At 72.7% G+C, this 18614-nt stretch carries 16 protein-coding genes; 7 read left to right on the top strand and 9 right to left on the bottom strand.

Annotation, left to right across the window (positions count from 1 at the left end; all coding sequences use genetic code 11):
• Nucleotides 1-21 precede the first annotated feature (21 nt).
• Nucleotides 22-501: a DUF2975 domain-containing protein gene (locus ABZ342_RS35415; protein ID WP_360482556.1), complete on the top strand. Its 480-nt coding sequence runs from the start codon at nt 22-24 to the stop codon at nt 499-501.
• Nucleotides 501-707, top strand: coding sequence for a helix-turn-helix transcriptional regulator (locus ABZ342_RS35410; RefSeq protein WP_155541518.1), 207 nt, complete (start codon nt 501-503; stop codon nt 705-707). Before ABZ342_RS35415 ends, ABZ342_RS35410 begins: the two co-directional genes overlap by 1 nt.
• Here the strand turns inward: ABZ342_RS35410 and ABZ342_RS35405 are convergent.
• Entirely contained in the window at nt 704-1819 is a 1116-nt protein-coding gene (locus tag ABZ342_RS35405; RefSeq protein ID WP_360482553.1) for an NAD(P)/FAD-dependent oxidoreductase, read from the bottom strand. The genes ABZ342_RS35410 and ABZ342_RS35405 overlap by 4 nt on opposite strands.
• A 60-nt stretch (nt 1820-1879) precedes the next feature.
• On the opposite strand from ABZ342_RS35405, the gene ABZ342_RS35400 reads away from it, so the two are divergent.
• A complete protein-coding gene (locus ABZ342_RS35400; RefSeq protein ID WP_360482550.1) occupies nt 1880-2311 on the top strand; it encodes a MarR family winged helix-turn-helix transcriptional regulator in 432 nt (143 codons plus the stop codon).
• An 18-nt stretch (nt 2312-2329) separates the two neighbouring features.
• On the opposite strand, the gene ABZ342_RS35395 is transcribed toward ABZ342_RS35400, so the two are convergent.
• Nucleotides 2330-2833 (bottom strand): hypothetical protein, encoded by a 504-nt coding sequence (locus ABZ342_RS35395; protein ID WP_196425188.1) that lies wholly within the window; start codon nt 2831-2833, stop codon nt 2330-2332.
• A gap of 254 nt (nt 2834-3087) precedes the next feature.
• On the opposite strand from ABZ342_RS35395, the gene ABZ342_RS35390 reads away from it, so the two are divergent.
• Nucleotides 3088-4155, top strand: coding sequence for a DUF3068 domain-containing protein (locus ABZ342_RS35390; protein WP_155541515.1), 1068 nt, complete (start codon nt 3088-3090; stop codon nt 4153-4155).
• A 1-nt stretch (nt 4156) separates the two neighbouring features.
• Here ABZ342_RS35390 and ABZ342_RS35385 read toward each other — a convergent pair whose 3' ends face one another.
• On the bottom strand, nt 4157-4906 hold the full coding sequence (locus ABZ342_RS35385) for a class I SAM-dependent methyltransferase (protein ID WP_360482546.1): 750 nt from the start codon (nt 4904-4906) through the stop codon (nt 4157-4159).
• A 97-nt stretch (nt 4907-5003) separates the two neighbouring features.
• On the opposite strand from ABZ342_RS35385, the gene ABZ342_RS35380 reads away from it, so the two are divergent.
• A complete protein-coding gene (locus ABZ342_RS35380) occupies nt 5004-6143 on the top strand; it encodes a glycosyltransferase family 4 protein (protein WP_360482640.1) in 1140 nt (379 codons plus the stop codon).
• On the opposite strand, the gene ABZ342_RS35375 is transcribed toward ABZ342_RS35380, so the two are convergent.
• The 3 genes from ABZ342_RS35375 to ABZ342_RS35365 are packed head-to-tail and all read right to left on the bottom strand — an operon-like array spanning nt 6110 to nt 9041.
• A complete protein-coding gene (locus ABZ342_RS35375) occupies nt 6110-7168 on the bottom strand; it encodes a hypothetical protein (protein ID WP_360482543.1) in 1059 nt (352 codons plus the stop codon). The two genes, ABZ342_RS35380 and ABZ342_RS35375, sit on opposite strands and share 34 nt — an antisense overlap.
• A 4-nt stretch (nt 7169-7172) precedes the next feature.
• Complete coding sequence (locus ABZ342_RS35370; protein WP_155541512.1) at nt 7173-7355, bottom strand: hypothetical protein; 183 nt, start codon at nt 7353-7355, stop codon at nt 7173-7175.
• Between the two features lie 3 nt (nt 7356-7358).
• The gene (locus tag ABZ342_RS35365) at nt 7359-9041 is read right to left on the bottom strand and encodes a hypothetical protein (protein WP_360482540.1); all 1683 of its coding nucleotides are present in this window, start codon (nt 9039-9041) and stop codon (nt 7359-7361) included.
• Nucleotides 9042-9111: 70 nt separating this feature from the next.
• On the opposite strand from ABZ342_RS35365, the gene ABZ342_RS35360 reads away from it, so the two are divergent.
• Nucleotides 9112-10347: a polysaccharide biosynthesis protein gene (locus ABZ342_RS35360; protein ID WP_360482537.1), complete on the top strand. Its 1236-nt coding sequence runs from the start codon at nt 9112-9114 to the stop codon at nt 10345-10347.
• 35 nt (nt 10348-10382) lie between these two features.
• On the opposite strand, the gene ABZ342_RS35355 is transcribed toward ABZ342_RS35360, so the two are convergent.
• On the bottom strand, nt 10383-14381 hold the full coding sequence (locus ABZ342_RS35355; RefSeq protein ID WP_360482534.1) for an alpha-(1->3)-arabinofuranosyltransferase: 3999 nt from the start codon (nt 14379-14381) through the stop codon (nt 10383-10385).
• 109 nt (nt 14382-14490) lie between these two features.
• On the opposite strand from ABZ342_RS35355, the gene ABZ342_RS35350 reads away from it, so the two are divergent.
• The gene (locus ABZ342_RS35350) at nt 14491-15195 is read left to right on the top strand and encodes a class I SAM-dependent methyltransferase (protein ID WP_360482531.1); all 705 of its coding nucleotides are present in this window, start codon (nt 14491-14493) and stop codon (nt 15193-15195) included.
• On the opposite strand, the gene ABZ342_RS35345 is transcribed toward ABZ342_RS35350, so the two are convergent.
• Nucleotides 15189-16931, bottom strand: a complete 1743-nt coding sequence (locus tag ABZ342_RS35345; protein WP_360482637.1) for a hypothetical protein — start codon at nt 16929-16931, stop codon at nt 15189-15191. The two genes, ABZ342_RS35350 and ABZ342_RS35345, sit on opposite strands and share 7 nt — an antisense overlap.
• 11 nt (nt 16932-16942) lie before the next feature.
• On the bottom strand, nt 16943-18523 hold the full coding sequence (locus ABZ342_RS35340; RefSeq protein ID WP_360482528.1) for a substrate-binding domain-containing protein: 1581 nt from the start codon (nt 18521-18523) through the stop codon (nt 16943-16945).
• Between the last annotated feature and the right edge of the window lie 91 nt (nt 18524-18614).

The following is an 18614-nucleotide window of genomic DNA, read 5'->3' as shown; positions in this document are numbered from 1 at the left end:
ATATCCGGCGATAGTCGTCGCATGTTGACCGAAAGACGCGCGGTCGCCGCGCTCCGGGTGTTCCTCGTGGTGCTGTTCGCCGTGCTCGTCGTGTTCCAGACGCTTTCGCTGCCGGGCGGGATCGCCTACCACACGCAGCAGAACCCGCACGACGCTCCGCTGCGCTGGCCGCTGACCGCCATCGCGGTGTTCCTCGTGCTGTGCGTCCAGGTGGTGGTCGTCGCGACCTGGCAGCTGCTGACGCTGGTCAAGAAGGACCGGATCTTCACCCCGGCGTCGCTGAAGTGGGTCGACGCGATCGTCTGGGCGATCGGTGCCGCGTGGCTGGTGTTCGTCGGCATGCTGGTCTTCGTCGGCTTCAACGCGGACGACCCGGGGATGCCGATGCTGCTGTTCCTGGTGACCGTGGGGATCACCGTGCTCGGCCTGCTGATGGTGGTCATGCGCGCGCTGCTGCGGCAGGCCACCACCCTGCGGACCGACCTGGAAGCGGTCATCTGATGGCGATCGTCGTGCGCATCGACGTCGAACTGGCCAAGCGCAAGCTGAGCGTCGGGGAGTTCGCCGAGAAGGTCGGGCTGACACCGGCCAACGTCGCGGTGCTGAAGAACGGCCGCGCCAAGGCGGTCCGGTTCAGCACCCTCGAAGCCATGTGCCGCGTGCTCGGCTGCCAGCCCGGCGACCTCCTGGAGTGGGTCGACGACTAGAACTCGCCGCGGTGGCGCCGGGCGGCATCGGCCGCCGCGGCGAACCCGTGGTCGAGCATCTCCTTCTCGTACTCCGCGACGGCGTCGGGCAGCCGTACGCCCGAGACCAGCCGGCCGGCGAGCAGGCCCGCGTCGTGCAGCGCGACCCCGGCGCTGATGCCGGCGGGCGGCATCGGGTGCGCCGCGTCGCCGGCGAGGGTCACCGGGCCCGGTGCCCACGGCTCGGGCCGTTCGGACGTGTGGACGTTCGACGGCACGACGTACGCCGGATCGCCCAGCCGGATCAGCTCGGGCAGCGACGGGTGCCAGCCGGCGAGCGTCTTCGCCGCCAGGTCGATCAGGTCCCCGGCGGCCAGCCGGAAGAGGTCCGGGCCGAACCGGCCCGACGGGGCGGCGACGGCCCACATGACGTAGTCCCGGCCCGGTGGGAAGCCGAACTCGGCCGGGTCGCGCCGGAAGCGCTGCGCGGCGAGGGCGAGCCCGCGGCCGTCCCCGTCGTTCACCCCGAGGAAGCCTTCGAGCGCCGCGTCCGGTGTCAGGTCGCGGGCGTCGCCGGTCAGCGGCGTGCGGCCGTAGATCAGCCGGGTGTCCTCGACGGTCACCGGGAACTCCGGCAGCAGCTGCCGCCGGATGCCGGAGCCGACGCCGTCGGCGGCGACGAGCAGGTCGCCGTCTTCGGTGGTGCCGTCGGCGAACCGGACCCGCACCCGGCCGTCGTCCAGCAGGCGGTAGCCGGCGAACCCGGCACCGAAGCGCGTGCGGCCGCCGAGGTCGCGCAGCATGATCCGGCGCAGCGTCAGCCGGTCGACGGTGATCCCGGCGTAGGCGTTCGGCGGCAACGGGATCTCGGTGAACGTCCCGAGGCCGGGGCCGGCCGTGGTGACCCCGCGGCCGGTCACGCAGGACGTCGCGGCGGCCTGCTCGTACACCTCGGACGGCAGCCACTCGCGCAATGCCGCGTCGCCTTCGCCGCCGATGTGGATCCGGTAGCCCTGCGCGCGGGCGTCGACGGCGGCGTCCCGTTCGAAGAGCAGGACGTCGATGCCGTGCCGGCGCAGGCCGTGGGCCAGGCACGGGCCGGCCAGCCCGGCACCGCTGATGAGGACTCTCATGACTACCCCCGTGATGAGATGATCTCAGTTGAGACCATCTCAGATGCTAGCATCACCGTCATGGAGGCTCAACCAGTCGATCCGGCGGCCATCGGGATGCTGCTCAACCGCGCCCACCGGCTGGCCCGCGCGCACGCCAACGACGCGGCGCGGCCGACCGGCATCGAGCTGCAGCACGCCGGCGTGCTCACGGCGGTCCGGGCGGGCGGGGTCCGCAGCCAGCGCGAGCTCGGCGCGGCCCTCGGGGTCGACAAGTCCACCCTGGTCCGCATCGTCGACGACCTGGAGCACCGGAACCTGGTGCGGCGGCAGCGATCCGCGAGCGACCGGCGGGCGTACGAGATCGTGATCACCGAGGAAGGCGAGCGACGCCTCGACGAGGCGGGCGACCTGTTCGCGGAGGCCGTGGCCGGGCTGCTGAAGGTGTTCGACGACGCGGACCAGCGCCGGCTGCACGAGCTGCTGACCCGGTTCGTGGCGCAGGAGGACTGAGAGGACTGACCGGACGGGCTAAGCCGCGTCCGCCTCCACCAGCCTCGCCAGTTCCAGCAGCGTGCCTTCGAAGCCGGGGCCCGCGCTGAGTGCCACCGTCAGCGGTCCTCCGCGGCGGCCGGTTCCCACCGGGAGGGTCACCGCCGGCTCCGTCCACTGGGGACGGTCCACACCGGCCGAGACGACGACGTCCGGGCGGGGCGGCGGGCGGCGGCCGGCGTCGAGGTCGAGCACCACGTTGCCGTGCAGGGAAAGCAGGGCCGCCACGTCGGCGACGGCGTCGCGCAGCTCGCGGTCGGCGATCGAGTCCGAATGGGCGCCGATCGCCGCCCGGGACGGCTCGCCGCCGAGCCTCGGCACGATCACGGCGAGGTCGCCCGGGGTGCAGGCGAGCACGCGGATGCCGGGGACACCGGCGAGCGGGTCGGTCAGCGTGATTCCCGCGCTCGCGGCCGCCGCCACGATCCGGGCCCGCCAGCGCGCGGTGGCCGCGATGGCGACCAGCGAAGGGTCCTGGGGCAAAAGGGGGTTTCCTTTGCGGTACGGCGCGGCGGAGGGAGGATCGTCCGATGGTGGGCCCATGCCCGTTGTGCCCGGGAACAAACTTGTTTGGTCACTTGGTCCGAACGGCGGCGCACATGCGGCTGTCCGGTCGCACCGGGTGGCTGTGACCGCCGGTCACACTTTGACGCGCGGCGTGGCGCGGGCCACTATCCGCAGCACCTGATTACCGCCGGGTAATTTGGGTGTCGACGAAGACTGACCCAGGAGGACCGTTGCGACGTGCTTTCGGCCTGATCTTGCTGGCACTGGGCGTTTTCGCGGTCGCCGGGGCGGTGCTCCTCCCCACGTACGTCTACCCGAAGCTCGCCAAGGTGCCCCTCGACCAGGACTCGACGTCGGTGCTCGAAGGCACCGCGAGCAAGGTCCTCGCCGTGACCGACGACGGGTCCGGCCCGGTCTCGAACATCCGCGAGAACGCCAAGCTGACCGCCGTGGGCCACGTGCAGGCGAACTTCGCCGCGCCGGAGATGCAGGCGGACACCGACTACGCGGTCTGGCTGCTGGCGGTGCAGGTCACCGACGACGCCGACGGCACGGTGCTCAGCGCGAGCAAGCGGCAGGTCTGCTTCGACCGGCGCACCGGCGAGGGCTACGAGCCGCGAGGCAGCAACAACCCGCAGTGCGACGCCAGGAGCAGCTACGTCACCGAGCTGAAGGACAAGGCCGACAAGGACGGCCAGAAGCCGCCGGAGACGAACGTCGAAAAGGCGCAGCCCGGCCTGAACTTCAAGTTCCCCTTCGGCACCGAGCAGAAGGACTACAAGGTCTACGACGACAACACCGAGGCGGCCGTCACCGCCCGCTACGCCGGCACCGAGACGGTGAACGGGATCGAGACCTACAAGTTCGTCCAGGACATCCCCGACACGAAGCTCTCCTCGAAGAAGGTGCCCGGCTCGCTCGTCGGCTCCGACCAGTCCTCGGTGGACGCCGACCTCTACTACCGCGGTGTCAACACGATGTGGGTGGAGCCGGTCACCGGGATCGAGGTCAAGCAGCAGCAACAGCAGCACCAGGAGCTGCGCGTCGGCACCAGTGGCAGCTCGACGGTCGTGTTCGACGGGACGCTCGCCTACAACGGCCGGACCATCGCGCAGATGGTCGACCAGGTGAACGCGAACAAGGGCAAGCTGGAGTTCCTGTCGAGCACCGGCCCGCTCTGGCTCGGCATCGGCGGCGGCGTGCTGATCATCGTCGCGATCGTCCTGCTGGCCCGCCGCCGCCCGCCGGAGCCCCCGACGTCGCACCGGCGGCGGCAGGTCGCTTACGCGGGTAGCTGAGTCAGCGCTTACGCAGGACCAGGACCAGATTCCAGGAAGCGATTTCGCGAAGGCCGGGAATCCGCACGATCCACATCGCCCAGCTCGGGTGGTACCGCGGGTACCCGGCCACGAAATCGGCGAGCGGCGTCGCCTTCGCCCAGCGGAGCGCGGCGCCGACCGAAACCGGGAACAGGCTTTCCCCGAATTTGTTCTTCGGCTGCTTCCCCAGTTTCCGGGAATAGCGCCGCCGGGCGTAGTGACCGCCGAAGAAATGCCACGGCGCGGTCTCGTGGCCGCCCCACGGCGAGTACCACGGCGTGAACGACGCGAAGACCGTGCCGCCGGGCTTGGTCACCCGGCACATCTCGTCGAGCATCACCCACGGCTCGCTGACGTGCTCCAGCACGTTCGACGAGTAGCAGACGTCGACGGAACCGCTGCGCACGGGCAGTTCCGTGCCGCTGGCGCGGATCATGTTCTCGCCGTACGCGCCCCGCGCGGACAGCTCGCCGACGTCCGGGTCGAGGCCGAGGTAGACCGCGCCGGCCGCGCGGAACGCGTCGGAGAAGTACCCCGGCCCGCCGCCGACGTCCAGCACCGTTCGCCCGGACAGCGGAGTGTGCGCCGCCAATTGCCGGACCGAGTCGGCGGCCAGCGCGGAATAGAAGCCGTCCGGGTCGGTCTGCTCGGTGAGGAACGTGCGGAACAGCGTGACGGAACGCCCCAGCGTGGCCTGATGAGGTCGGTCGATGACCGGATTACCTACCATTGAACCGTCGCTTTCCCGAATACGTTCCTCTACTGTGTACGCACCGGTAACCTAGCATCGTCGCTACAGTTTGGATAACCCGATGGAACGACCTCGTGTGCTCCTCGTCAACTGGCGCGACACCGGCCACCCCGAAGGCGGCGGGTCGGAGCGGTACGTCGAGCGGATGGCCGAAGGGCTCGCGAGAGCCGGGTACCGGGTCGAAATCCAGTGCGCCGCCTACGCCGGCGCGACCGACGGGGAATGGCGCGACGGCGTCCGCTACCGGCGGCGCGGCAACAAGTTCGGCGTCTACCTGCACGCGCTGCGCGCCATTCGTCGAGCCCGCGCCGACCTGGTGGTCGACGTGCAGAACGGGATGCCGTTCTTCGCCCGGCTGGTCGCCGGCTGTCCCGTGCTGGTGCTCGTGCACCACGTCCACAAGGAACAGTGGATCAGCGCCCTCGGCGAGACGCTGGGCCGGGTCGGCTGGTGGATCGAGTCGCGGCTGGCTCCGTGGCTGTTCCGCAAGTGCCGCTACGCGACGGTTTCCGAGGTCACCAAGGCGGAGCTGGCGGGGCTCGGGGTCGAGCGCGAGCGCGTCACCGTCGTGCCCAACGGCCTCGACGCGCCGCCGCCGTGCGCGTCCGAACGGGACGCTTCGCCGACGCTGGTCGCGGTGAGCAGGCTGGTGCCGCACAAGCGGATCGAGCACGCCATCGACGTCGTCGCGCGGCTGGCGCGGCGCTGGCCGGAGCTGCGGCTCGAGGTCGTCGGCCAAGGACCGTGGGACGAAGTGCTGCGGGCGCACGCAGCTTCGCGGGGGGTCGCCGACCGCGTGGTCCTGCACGGCTGGGTCGACGAGCAGGCCAAGCACGAGATCCTCGCGCGGTCGTGGCTGCACCTGTGCCCGTCGGTCAAGGAGGGCTGGGGCATCGTCATCATGGAGGCCGCGGCGCACGGCGTGCCGTCGGTCGCCTACCGCGCCGCGGGCGGCGTGGCCGAGTCCATCGTGGAGGGTCGCACCGGGCTGCTGGCCGAGGACTTCGAGGACTTCACCGCCCAGGTCGACGGCCTGCTCGCCGACGGCCTGCGGCGCGCGGAAATGGGCCTGGCCGGCGCCGAACGGGCCGGGCGGTTCAGCTGGGACGCGAGCGTCGGGCAGTTCGAGTCGCTGGTGCGGGACGTCTCCGGCCGGCCGGCACCCCGGCCGCGGGTCCTGGATCAGGTGGCGCGCGGCTCGGCGCTGGCGTCCTGAACGGCGTCCCGGAACTCGTCGAGCAGCCGTCCGGCGGCAGCCGCGTCGAAGTCCTTGCGGCGGGCCCGCACGGTCAGCGTCGTGGTGCCGCCGGTCGTCGCCGCGCCGAACGCGACGCCTGAGCGGCCGCTCGCCGCCGGGTAGAACGCCAGCGAGCGCACGGTGTCCCCGGTGGACACCACGCCGAGGTTGGACACCAGGAACGTCGAGCCGAGCCGGCTCGCCAGCAGCCGCGTGCCCAGCCGGGCGAGCTTGCTGCTGCGAGCGGGGAAGTCCGGCTCCGGCAGCTGGTTCCCCAGCACCGCGGCGACATCGGCGCCGGGACGCAGCCGCAGCCGGAAGAACGCGCTGTCGTGCACCGGTTCCGGTGCGGCACCCGAGCGCCACGACGCGCCCAGCGCGGCCACCACGCGGGCGGTGCGGGCGCCGTGCGCGCGGTTCCAGGCTGCGGTGGCGCGGGCGGCGGCCGCGACGAACCCCGCGGCCCCCAAGCGCAGCAGCGGCTCGTGGCGGGCGGCGAAGACGTCTCCCGCGGCCTCGGCGCGCCGGCCGGGCGTGATCCGGCCCGGGGGCGCGAAAAGCGCCTCAGCGAGCCGCTGGACGGCCGAGAGGGCAAAGGGTTTGCCGCCGGTGCGTTCACCGATCCCCTTCGCCCCCGAGGAAACCGGGACGTCGAGGAGGATGCCGAGCAGCGAGAGCAGCCCCAGGCCGTCGAGCGCGCCGTGGTGCGCCGCGACGAGCAGCGTGGACTCGCCGACGGCGACGCGCAGCAGCGGCGCGGTCCGTTCGTAGGGCGCCGAAGCGAACCGGTCGCGCGTGGCCGGCAGGTCGTCGGCCCGCTCGATCTCCGGCACGGCACCGAGGTGCGGGTACTGCTGGACGGCGGCCGCGAGCCGGGCCCGGAGCTTCTCCGGTTCGGGAGCGGCCGTGCCGAGGTCCGCTTCGAGGAGGATGCTCCAGGAAACGGTGGGGTCGCCGTAGAGCCCGACGACGCGGTGCGCGTGGTCGGAGGCGAGCCGGGTCACCGGGTCAGCGGTTCCCGTAGAGCTTGGTCGGGTGGTCGGCCGGGTTGTACTTCACCTGCGCGTTGAGCTTTTCCTGCACCTGGGCGGAACTGTCCGGGTCGCCGCCCGTGGTGAGGACGAACCCCGCTCCGGTCGCCAGACCGCCTCCGATGATGACGGCGGCGACCACGCCGATGATCGTGCCCACGTGTCACTCCTTCTGCGGCGGGGAACTCCTGCCGCGGCCCAATGTACGCATCGGTAACATGAGGCACAACAGTGCGACGCACAGCGACGCGAGCGCTACTCCGTTCGCCAGCAAGGCGGGCGTCCACGAGATCGCTTTCACCGCGGGCACACCCGGGGTCCGGTAGAGCGTCAGCCACTCACCCGACCACACCGGGGTCGCGTCGGCGAGCAACCGCGTGTCGACGTAGCCGGGAGTCCCGTGCTCGACGAGGATCCAGCCGATGCCCGCGTCGGTGAGCTCACGGGCGGACGTCGCCGCGCGGACGTCGCCGATGCGCGGGTCCTCCCCCGCGACGCGGTCCTGTCCCACTTGGAGCGTGTCGTCCATCAGCACGGGCTTCGGGAGGACGCGGGGTGCCGGGTCGAGCTGCGTGCGGTCGTCGTTCCAGGCGAACCCGCGGAACGCCGACAGCGGCAGCGTCAGCACGTCACCGGGGCGGTCACCGAGCACTTCGGACACTGCCCGCCAGTCGGCCGGGTACTGCGCGGTGCCGAGCCGTCCCCAGCCGCCCCAGGCCAGGTCCGGCAGGGTGAGCAGGGGGAAGACGGCCGCCGCCGTCACGAGCGCGACGCGGCCGCGCTCGCTCTTCAGCTTGGCCGCGGCGACCTCGATGGCCAGCGCGAAGCCCAGTGCGAGCGGCAACGCCCACCAGGCGACCCACTTCTGGGCGTCACGCAGGAGCCCGGCGCCGGGCAGGTGCCGCGTGGCCGCGGTCAGCAGCGCGTCGCCGCCCGGCAGCGTCGCCAGCGACGCCAGGAGGACGCCCGCGACGCCCAGGCCGAACAGCGAGCGGGCCGGCGCCTTCCCCCACCGCCCGGTGAGCGGCGCGAGGCCGGCGACCGCGATGGCGACGACGGTGAGCGTCAGCACCGGGATGAGCGGCAGGGACCGGCTGCCGGGAACCGTTTCGGCGTTCCAGATGCCGCCCAGGCCGAGCACGCTGAGCAGCGCGGGTCCCCAGCTTTCGGCGCGGGCGCTGAACGCCGTGACGCCCGCCGGGTCCGAGTAGGTGCCGCCGGCGTGGAGGAACGTCGGGACCAGCCACGGCAGGTTGAGCACGACGGCGATGGCGATCGTCTGCCAGAGGCGGCGGGAACCGGCGGCGACGGCCATGACGACGGCGGCGAGCACGCCACCCGGCGGGGTCAGGACGGCCGGGGCGCACGCGAGCACCAGCTTCGGCAGGGCGTTCGGCTCGTGCTCGCGCGTCTTGAGTCCCGCGTCGACGATCCAGGGCAGGCAGGCGTACGTCAGCAGCAGCGGCCAGTGGCCGATGAACAGCCGTTCCGCGACGTACGGCGTCCACGCGTACGCGGTCGCGGCGACGAGCCGCGTGCCCAGGTGCTCGGTCGGGACCAGCCGGCCTGCCCCCAGCGCGGCCCCGAAAACGGCCAGCAGCAGGACGATCTTCTGGACGATGTCGCCGGGCAGCACGGTGGTCGCGAGCGCGACGGCGGCGTCGGCCGGGACGGACCGCGGCAGCGTGTCCCCGATCCCGAAGGCGTCCGGCACGAAGTACTGCCGGGGCGCGAACACCATGTCGTAGGACAGGACGAACCCGCGGCCCAGCAAGGGCGCGCAGACGGCGAACGCCAGGAGGGCGGACACGACCGGGAGCGCGAACCGCCTGCTCGGTGCGTCCACTGCCCTTCCTTTCCGCTGTCCGCGCGGTTATGGTCCCTGGAAATTACCCGCCGGTAATGGGAGCCCGCCGTTGAGCGTAGACACCGAAGTGCCGGCCCGGACCGGCAACCGGGTCGCGGCGATCCTCGTCTCGCTCGCGCTCGCGGGCAACAACGCCGGCAGCTACGTGCTGAGCCTCGCGGCCGCGCGGATCCTCGCGCCCGGGGCGTTCGGGGAGCTGAGCTCGCTGCTGGCGGTGCTGGTGATCGGCGTCGTCCCGGCGATGGGGCTGCAGACGGTCGTCGCACTGCGGGTCGCGCGCTCGCCGTCGCTGGCGCGGGGTTCGCTGTTCGCCTTGGGGCTGGTGACGAGCGCGATCGTCGCGACGGCGGCGTTGACGCTCAGCCCGTTGCTGGTGCTCCTGCTGCACCTGGGGTCGCTGACCCCGGCGCTGCTGGTGACGGCCGCGCTCGGGCCGTTGACGCTGCTGGGGGTCTTCCACGGGATGCTGCAGGGCGGCCACCGGTTCGCCACGCTGGCCGGGCTGATCGCCCTGGAGGGAGCGGGCAAGGTCGGCGGGTCCCTGGTCGGCCTGGTCGTCTCGGGCTCTCCCACGGGGGCGCTGGCGGGCACGGCGCTCGGGTCGCTGGCGGTGGTCGTCGCGGGCTGGTGGGTCTGCGGCCGTCCGCGTCCCCGCTGGGCCGACCGCCACGGCGCGGAAGTACTCCATACGGCGCAAGCGATGCTGGCGCTGGTGCTGCTGGTGAACCTGGACCTGGTGCTGGCGCGGCACACGCTGCCGTCGTCGTCCGCCGGGGAATACGCGCTGGGGGCGATCGTCACGAAGATCGCGTACTGGCTGCCGCAGGCGGTGGGGGTGCTCGTGCTGCCCCGGTTCGCCGCTTCGGCCGGCCGGCGCCGGGTGCTGCCGGTGGCGTTGGCGGTGTGCGCTTTCCTGGACGCTTTCGTGCTGCTGGCTTCGGTGGTGCTGGGGCCGTCGCTGCTGTCGCTGATCGGCGGGGCGAAGTACGCGGGGAGCACGATGCCGGTGTGGCCGTTCGCGCTGGCCGGGTCGATGCTGGCGCTGGTCCAGATCCTGCTGTACGCGCGGCTGGCCGACGGCGATCGCCGCGTCGCGGTGCTGATGTGGGCGGCAGTGGGGGTGGAGGCGCTGCTGATCACGACGTGGCTGCACGCGTCGGCGACCCAAGTGGTGACGGTCGCGGCTTGCTGCGCCGGCGGCCTGGCGGTGGCGGGCTTCGTCCTGGAACTCCGAGCCCGCCGAGTAGCCGGTCGCCAGGACGTCGTGAGTGAGAAACAGGGTTAGAACACCGTTTCCCACTCACGACCGCCGCGGCAGACTCAGGTGGCCGGGTCCTTGCGGGTGAACCAGTCCACGCACGTCGCCACCATCGCGGCCGCCGCCAGGAGCAGGGCCGCCTGGGTCACCGGGCCGTACGCCCACTCCTGGCCGTGGCCCAGGACGCGGCCGGTCACCGACACCACCGCCGCCACGGCCATGCCGCCGAACGCCAGGTACCGCGGGGCCCGGTCCCAGAACTGGCGCGCCAGCAGGCACGCGATCAGCAGCACCACCGGCAGCATCCCGCCCAGCGCCACCAGCAGCACGATCAGCGCCACCGGCACCAGCGAACCCCCGGGCACCACCCGGAACGACCGCCGCCGGGCCGGCCAGAAGACCCCCGCGAGCATCAGCAGCACCGCGAACGCGCCGATCAGCAACGCCGTCCGGTACGCCGAGTCCGGGGTGAACGCGAGCGATACCAGCCCGCCCGCGCCGGCCGGGACGATCCACGCCTGCTGCCAGCCGTCGACCCGGGTGCGGGCCAGCTCGCGACCGTCCAAAGTGGCCACCCAGCCCGCGTTCGCGTTCTCCGGGACGGCCAGCACCGCCTCCTCGCCCGGCGCCACCTTCACCGACCGCGACGCCGCGTCCCACTTCTCCACCTGCACCGCGCGGTGCACGACCGGAGCCGCCGGCACCGAAGGACGCAGCCACAGGTCCTGGACGACGAACGCGTCCGACCGGTCGGTCCGCAGCTCGTGCCCGCCGGACGGCAGCGAGATGCCGCCCTCCGAGTCCCGGCACATCGTCAACGCCAGCGGCCGGTGGGCGGTGATGTCGGCCAGCGTCCCCCGCACCGACGTCCGGTAGTCGAGCCCGTCGAGGTGGACGTTCGGCCCCGACCCGCACGGCACCGTGAACGCCGGGTCCGGCCCGGGCAGCAGCCCGTCGGTGCCGGACAGCTCCAGGCTGCCGATCCCGACCACCGCGCGCGCGGCGGGGTCGTCGTCGTCCCCGGGCAGCACGATCTGCAGCTGGTCGGTGTCGAGGGGTTCGAAGGACGCCGACCCGCTCGCGTCGAGCTCGACCGTGCGCGCGCCCGCGCGCCCCACCAGTTGCACCTGCCGCGGCGCGCGAGCCCCGCTCGAGGGCGAAACCCCGATGTGCAGCCCGGAAATCCGCTTCGGGCCGGTCCAGCCGAGGGTGAGCGCCGGACGCAGGTCGGTCGCGTCGGGACGCCACGTCGTGCCCGGGTCGCCGTCCACCGCCGCGAAGCCGCCCGCGGCCGGGTCGCCCGCCAGCTGCGACGTCGACGCCACCGTGACCCCCGGCAGCTGCACCGGGTTCTGGCCGCCGCCGGCGGGCAGCACCGAGCCGCCGACGAGGAACGTCTGCTCGGCCGGGGTGCTGAACAGGCGCCGGATGCCGTCGGGCTCCTCGCCGTCACGAGCGGCGGACGCGTCGCACCGCACCGCACCGCCGTCGGGCAGGCACGCGTACCGCGGCTGCGCGCCGCGCGTGAACGCGAACCCCGGCGCCGGCCCGGCGGGCAGGTCGGCCGGGACTTCCAGCGCGCGCTGCGGCTCGGTGCCGGGGATCTTCAGGTCCGCGATGCCGACGTTCCCGTCCTGCCGCCCGACCACCAGCGACAGCAGCGTGATCCGCACCTTGCGGGTGACCCCGGCGGCGACGCTGTAGGTGTGCGACCCCGCACCGCGGATCACCTGCTGGTCGACCGAGCCGTTGTCGGTGGTGATCCGGATCCGGGTCGGCGGCCAGCCGACGCGGAGGTCGTCGACCATCTGCAGGTCCACCGAGTTCACCAGCCGCGGGGTGTCCAGCTCCACCTCGAGCCACTGCCCGACCGGCCCGGTGAACGACGACGAGTGCCACGCCGTGCGCGGGTCGCCGTCGATCGCCGCGAACGGCTGGTGCCCCGGGTCGGACCCGCCGAACGCGTCGGCGAACGAAGCGGCCGTCGACGCCGTCACCGCGCGGATGCCCCGGTAGGCGGCGACGGTCTGGTGCTCCTCGCCCGGGAACGGCAAGACGTCACCGGCCGCCCGCTGCTGCCGGAACGCCTCCCCGGCGGTCAGGGTCTGGCTGAGGTTGTCCCGCACGCCGCCGACGTTCCGTTCGGCGCGGCGCAGGCCGTCGGTCACCAGCCGCGGCCCGCCGGGCGAGCCGCCGTCGCCGGTCAGCACGGTCGGCACCGCCGGGTCGAGCTGGCCGGAGCCGATCAGCGGGAGCAGGTTCTCCGGGCCGCCGCTCACCGTCGGGACGTCCTTTGTGGACGTCGCCGTGGCGAGCGGCACCGGCTGCCGCACCTCGTAGATCTCGAGCGGCCCGAACGCCGCCGCCTTGGCGATGCCGGGCGAGCCGGCCAGCCCGGCCCGCAGCGTCGCGATCGGCGGAGCGGTGTTCCGGTCCCGGTCGATGTCGTTGCGCAGCAGCAGGAACCGGTACCCGGACCGCGCGAGCACCGCGGCGAGCCCGGGATCGCCGCGGCCGTCGGCGAGCGCCGCGTCGACGGAGTCCATCAGCCGGGTGTTGCCCTCGGACCCCAGCGGGACCTGGTTGCGGACCGCCCACGGGCTCTTCGCGATCGCCTGCGCGGGCTCGTCGACCGTGCGGCCCCAGTCGTACTCGCCGAACCCGGTGGCCGGCAGCAGCAGCGTCCGCGCGTTCGGATCGGCCTTGGCGACGTAGCCCATCGCGTCGTACCAGTACCCGGGCACCTCGTCCCAGCCCGGCCCGGACCGCAGGTTCAGCAGCCACGCGGGCGCGGCCATCACCAGCACGAGCAAGAGCCCGAGCGCGGGACGCAGGAACCGGCGCGCGGACGTCACCCGGACCGGGCCGGAGATGCCGTGCACGAACGCCAGCATCAGCGGCAGCCGCAGCACCGGCTCGAACTTGTGGACGTTGCGCAGGGGGGCGAGCGGCCCGTCGAGCAGGTGCCGGACCTGCTCGGCCAGCGGGCTGTCGAGCGTGCCGACGTACCCGATGGTCAGCAGCGTCAGGCCGGTGAGGACGCCCAGCACCAGGAACCGGCGCTCGGGCAGGCCGCGCCGGGTCAGCCCGAGCAGGCCGACGCCGGCGACGAGCCCGGTCGCCAGCATCAGCACGGGGTTGTCGATCAGCGACCAGCCGCCGGGCCACCACGGCGTGCCCTGCACGACGTAGGCGACCCACTGGTTGGTCCCGCGCAGCACCTCGAACAGCGACATGGGCGCGGTCGTGTTCGTCGCGGACTCGATGTAGTCCAGGAACGGCAGGCTGTACTCGCCGAGCAGCAGCAGCGGCAGGATCCACCACAGCGTCGCGCCGACGACGAAGACGAACCACCACAGGACCAGCTCGACGTGGTGGCGGGTCCACTTGCGGGTCAGCAGCCACAGTCCCGGCAGGACGAGCGCCATCACGACCATCGCGCCGTTGACCCCGCCCATGCACAGGACGGCGACCGCGGACAGCCCCGCGGCGCGGCGCGGGGAGCCGATCGTGCCGGCCCGGACCAGCGGCACCAGCACCCACGGCAGCAGCACCGCGGGCAGCATCTCCGCGGACAGACCGCCGATTTCGGTCAGCATGCGCGGCGCGAGCGCGTACCCGAGCGCGCCGATCAGCCGCGTGCGCTCGGTGCCGAGCTTCATCGCCCGCGCCAGCAGCAGGGCGCCGCCGAACGCGGCCGAGAGCAGGACCGCGCCCCACAGCCGCTGGGCGACCCACGCCGGCATCCCGACGGCCTGGCACAGCGCGAAGAACGGACCCATCGGGAAGAGGTAGCCGTACGCCTGGTTCTGCAGCTCCCCCGCCGTGGCTTGCGGGTTCCACAGGTGCAGCGCGCGGCCGAGGAACGCGAGCGGGTCGACGGCGAGGTCGAGCTTGGTGTCGAACGTCGTCTTCCCCGGCATCTGCAGGAACGACAACGTGGTCAGCGCCAGCACGATCCACGTGCTGGGCCGCCGGAAGAACGCGCCCACCGAGAACTTCCGGGCGCCGCCGGAGGGCGGGGCGTCGTCCCGGGACCGTTCGCGGGTGGCGGTTACCATCCGGTAGATACTAGGCGGAAACCTGGCTACGATGTGCCGACAGTTTTGTAGAAGGCAGAGTTCCCGGGTCCCCCCAACTCCAGGCAGGTGCGCCATTCCGGACGAACTGGTGGCGGACGGCTTCGCCGACGCGTGGGCTCTCGCCGAGCCCGTCAAGGGCTGGATGACGCGCGCGCAGGGCGAAGCGCTGTGGCAGGCCGCCCGGCGGCTCGAAAAAGGTGACGTCGTCCTGGAAATCGGCAGCCACCAGGGCAGATCCACGATCGTCCTCGGCGCGGCCGCCCGCACGGTCGGCGCCACGGTGATCGCCGTCGACCCCTTCGTGGACGGCAGGCTGTTCGGCGGATCGCCGACGCGGCAGCTGTTCGAGCGCAACATCCGCCAGGCCGGGCTGGACGACGTCGTCGAGCTCGTCGCCGGTTACAGCACGGAACTGCAGCCTCACTGGGACCGGCCCATACAGCTGCTTTACATCGACGGCAAGCACGACTACTGGACCTACACCGACGACCTGCGCTGGTCCGCGCACCTGCCGCCGGGCGCGGAAATCCTGGTCCACGACTGCTTTTCCTCGATCGGCGTCACCCTCGGCACGATCGCGAAGGTCCTCTTCGGACGCCGGTACACCTATGTGGACCGGGCGACGTCGCTGGCGCGGTTCACGCTGAAGCCACCGTCCACGGCGGACCGCGTGCGCGTGCTGGCGCAGCTGCCGTGGTTCCTGCGCAACGTCGTGATCAAGGTGCTGCTGCGCCTGCGGCTGCGGCCGGTCGCCCGGCTCCTCGGCCACGACAGCCCGTACGACCCTTACTGAGCAACCGGTTTCCCGACCTCGACCCGCGCGACGCACACCGGCGCGCCCGGGCTCGACAGCTGCACGCCGATGTGGTCGAAGAGGCCGTCCACTGGCAGGTACAGCGAATGCAGCCCGGCCTGGAACCACACCGGCGTCCGGTCGACCAGGCCTTCGCCGCCGTCGGAGGTGAAGTAGTCGATCTTCAGCAGGTGCCGGCCCAGCACCGGTGCGTCGAGCGGGACGCGCACCTGCGTCTCGCCGACCGTGTACCCGCAGTTCGGCACCGGTCCCGGCACGCCACGGGATTCCGCCGCCACCCCGGTGATCAGGTGGGGCGTGCCGGTGGCGTCGAGCTGGTGCATCCGGTTCGTCGGCTGGTCGAAGTGCGTGCCGGGCACCAGGCCGGCCACCCGGGACGCCCGCGAGTCCGCGCCGAACCACTCGTGGACCACATCGGACGGCACGAACGTGTCGTAGAAGACCAGATCCGGGTCCTCCGCGACGGCCGCCCGGACGTTTCCGAGGTACTGCGCGGAATGCTCGAACCGCAACGCCGGCGCCAGCCGGGAAAACCCCACCGCCGAACCGACGAGCAAAAGCACGCACACGGTTAGCGCGATCGGCCGCTCACGCTTTCCGCCGGACGGCGCAACTTCGCCGGGCGTCAGGAAAGCGAACGCTCCACAAAGGGCGGCCGCGAACGCGAGCTCGGCGAGGTACCGCGGGTCGTCCCCGGCGGCCGGGCCGACTTCGCGCAACCGCGTCAGCGCCAGCAGCCCGACGTCCAGCGCGAGCAGCAGCCCGAACAGCGCCCACGCCCGCCAGGCCCGGCGGCCGCCCACGCGCACGCCCGCGAACAGCAGCGCCAGTGCCGCGGCGAACAGCAGGACGACGACCGCGAACGGCGACGGCGCCCAGGTCGCGCCCGGTCCCGGCCCGGACCACGGCCCGCCGGCGAGCCCGGGCAGCAAGGTGTCGCCGAGCGTCCGGCCGGTCAGGTCGGCGACGGTCCCGGCGGTCATCGGCGGGCCGCCGGAGGCGACCTGGCTCGACGTCAGCGCGAGGTAGCCCACGACGAACGCGACGAGCAGCGCCGCGTGCCCCGCCCAGTAGCGCCACCGCTCCCGGAAGGACTGTCCGAGCAGGACGGTCACCCCGGCCAGCAGCACCGGGACCACCACGGCCTTCTCGTAGAACGCGAGGCCGAACAGCGTCCACGCGAACGAGCCGATCCACCACCGGCCGCCGTCGCGCAGGTAGCGGACGTGCCAGTACAGCGCCCCGGTGGCGGCGAGCACCACCGGGACGATCTGGATGCCGTACGCCCACCACAGCGTCGGGACCAGCAGCAGCGTCGAGGCCGTGAACACGGTGAACGGCACCAGGATCGCCCAGCGACGGCCGAAGCAGCGCACCAGGAGACTCCAGAACAGCACCGTCGCGGCGGCGCGCATCAGCAGCAGCGGCAGCACCATGAGCGGGAAGTTCAGCGGCGCCCACCACGTCAGCACGGCCACGACGAAGAACCCGCCGGGCGTGAGGTGCCCGTGGTAGTCCTGGAAGAGGAAGCCGAGGTCGAACGGCCCGGCCACGGCGGCCCGGTAGGTCATGACGAAGTCGTCCTGCGCGAGGTTGCCGTGCAGCGCCGCCCAGGCGTGGAACGCGAAGGGCACCACCCCGGCGACGAACGCGGCGAGCACCAGCGCGGACGGTCTTCGGATCACCCGTGGCGCGGGCTTTTCGGTCTCCACCAACACGGGTGCCCTCACTTCTTGCAGGCCGGCGGCTGGCACATCAGCGTGCTCAGCGCCTGGTAGAAGACGTCGGAGATCTTGCGCGGGTCCGGCGTGGTGAACGACTCGCCGCCGGTTGCCGCCGAGACCTGCTTCAGCTCGCTCGCGTCGATGTCGGGGCCGATGCCGATCCCGATCACCGGCAACGGTTTCCGCGGGTCCTGCAGCCGGGCCAGCTCGCTGAGCAGGCCCGGCAGTCCGACGGAGTCGCTGTCCTCGTTGCGGCCGTCGGTCAGCACGACGACGACGTTGATCCGGCCGAGCTGCCAGTTCTGGCGGGCGTTCTGGTACGCGGCGAGGATCGAGTCGTACAGCCCGGTCGCGCCGCCCGCCTTCGGCTTGACCGCCTGCAGCGTCGCCACGCCGCCGCCGGCCAGCTGCTGCTGGATGGTCCGCATCGGCAGCAGTTCCTTGTAGTCCTTGTCGCCGTCGAGCTTGGTGGAGAACAGCCACAGGCCGATTTCCGTGGTGGGCTTGAACAGCCCGAGGCCCTGCGTCGCGGCTTCCAGCGTGAGCGCCATCCGGCTCCGGCCGGTGCCGGGGACGGTGGCGGCCATCGAGCCGGACACGTCGAGCAGCACCTGGACGCGGGCGCTGAGGTTCGCCCCGGCCCACGCCTGCAGCACGCCGTACATCGCGTCCGGCGCGGGCGGCCCGGCCGGGCGCGGCGCGGCGTTCGTGCGGGTGTCCCGGGGCCGGTCGCCGAGCAGCTGCCCGGCCGGCGTCCGGAACCCGGCGTCGGCGAAGCTCTTCGTCGCGGTCTGGTCGAGCAGCAGCCGCAGGAACCGCTCGGCCGCCGAGCGCGAAGCCTCCGACGCGCGCGGCAGCACGACGTACGGGTAGTCGAAGCTCGGCACGCCGGCCGCCGGGTACGCGGCGACGAGCTTGCGCGCCAGCACGGACTGCTCCGACGCCGGCGACGCCGTGAACGGCTCCTTCACCGCGGACAGCTTGCGGATCTCCTCGGTGAACGCGGCGGCGGGATCGGGCGCGTCCTTCGTCAGCTGCTGCAGGCCGATCAGCGCGGCGATCCCGGCCGGGTCGCGGCTCGGGTCGGGCAGCCCGACCGGGCTTCCCGCGAGGACGTCCGACCAGGACGGTGACTTCCCCGGCCAGCCGGCCTGCTTCGCGACGTCGTCGGTCAGTGCCAGCACGACCGGCGAGCTCGCCACCGACTGACCGGACTCGGGCAGGTTCCACGCACCGCCGTCGCGGGCCTGCAGCAGCCAGGTGCTCGACTCCGGCACCCAGACGTCGGGGCCGTTCGCGCCGTTGGCTTCCAGCGCCGCCGCGGTGGCCGTCGACGCGGACGCCGTCACCTCGACGGTGTAGCAGTCCGGCGCCGGCACGGACCGGGCCAGCGCGGTCAGCACCGGCGCGACGTCCGGCGCCGCGGTGATGTGGACCGGCGTCGTGGTGTCGCAGCCACCGGCGGCGAGGCGGTCGCGCAGGTAGTCGACGCCGAACCAGGCGAGCAGGGCGACCACGAGCAGCACGCTCAGGACGACGACCCGCGCGTCGAAGCGCCGGGCCCGCGCCGGGTGTGCCGCCATGCACGTACCTTCCGTCGTGAAGTCCTGGCAGCTTGCCAGCCGGGTGAGCGGGAAGCCAGAGCCGATAGCGGAAAGTCACCATCGCCGCGTG

The organism is Amycolatopsis sp. NPDC005961 (assembly GCF_040629235.1).
GTDB lineage: Bacteria > Actinomycetota > Actinomycetes > Mycobacteriales > Pseudonocardiaceae > Amycolatopsis > Amycolatopsis camponoti.
The sequence above is the reverse complement of the archived record's forward strand: the minus strand, read 5'-3'. Positions and strand labels throughout refer to the sequence as shown.

Bases quoted from the DNA above. Each gene is read 5' to 3' on its own strand.
- ABZ342_RS35415 (WP_360482556.1), top strand. From the start codon at position 22: ATGTTGACCGAAAGACGCGCGGTCGCCGCGCTCCGGGTGTTCCTCGTG.
- ABZ342_RS35410 (WP_155541518.1), top strand. From the start codon at position 501: ATGGCGATCGTCGTGCGCATCGACGTCGAACTGGCCAAGCGCAAGCTG.
- ABZ342_RS35405 (WP_360482553.1), bottom strand. From the start codon at position 1,819: ATGAGAGTCCTCATCAGCGGTGCCGGGCTGGCCGGCCCGTGCCTGGCC.
- ABZ342_RS35400 (WP_360482550.1), top strand. From the start codon at position 1,880: ATGGAGGCTCAACCAGTCGATCCGGCGGCCATCGGGATGCTGCTCAAC.
- ABZ342_RS35385 (WP_360482546.1), bottom strand. From the start codon at position 4,906: ATGGTAGGTAATCCGGTCATCGACCGACCTCATCAGGCCACGCTGGGG.
- ABZ342_RS35355 (WP_360482534.1), bottom strand. From the start codon at position 14,381: ATGGTAACCGCCACCCGCGAACGGTCCCGGGACGACGCCCCGCCCTCC.
- ABZ342_RS35340 (WP_360482528.1), bottom strand. From the start codon at position 18,523: ATGGCGGCACACCCGGCGCGGGCCCGGCGCTTCGACGCGCGGGTCGTC.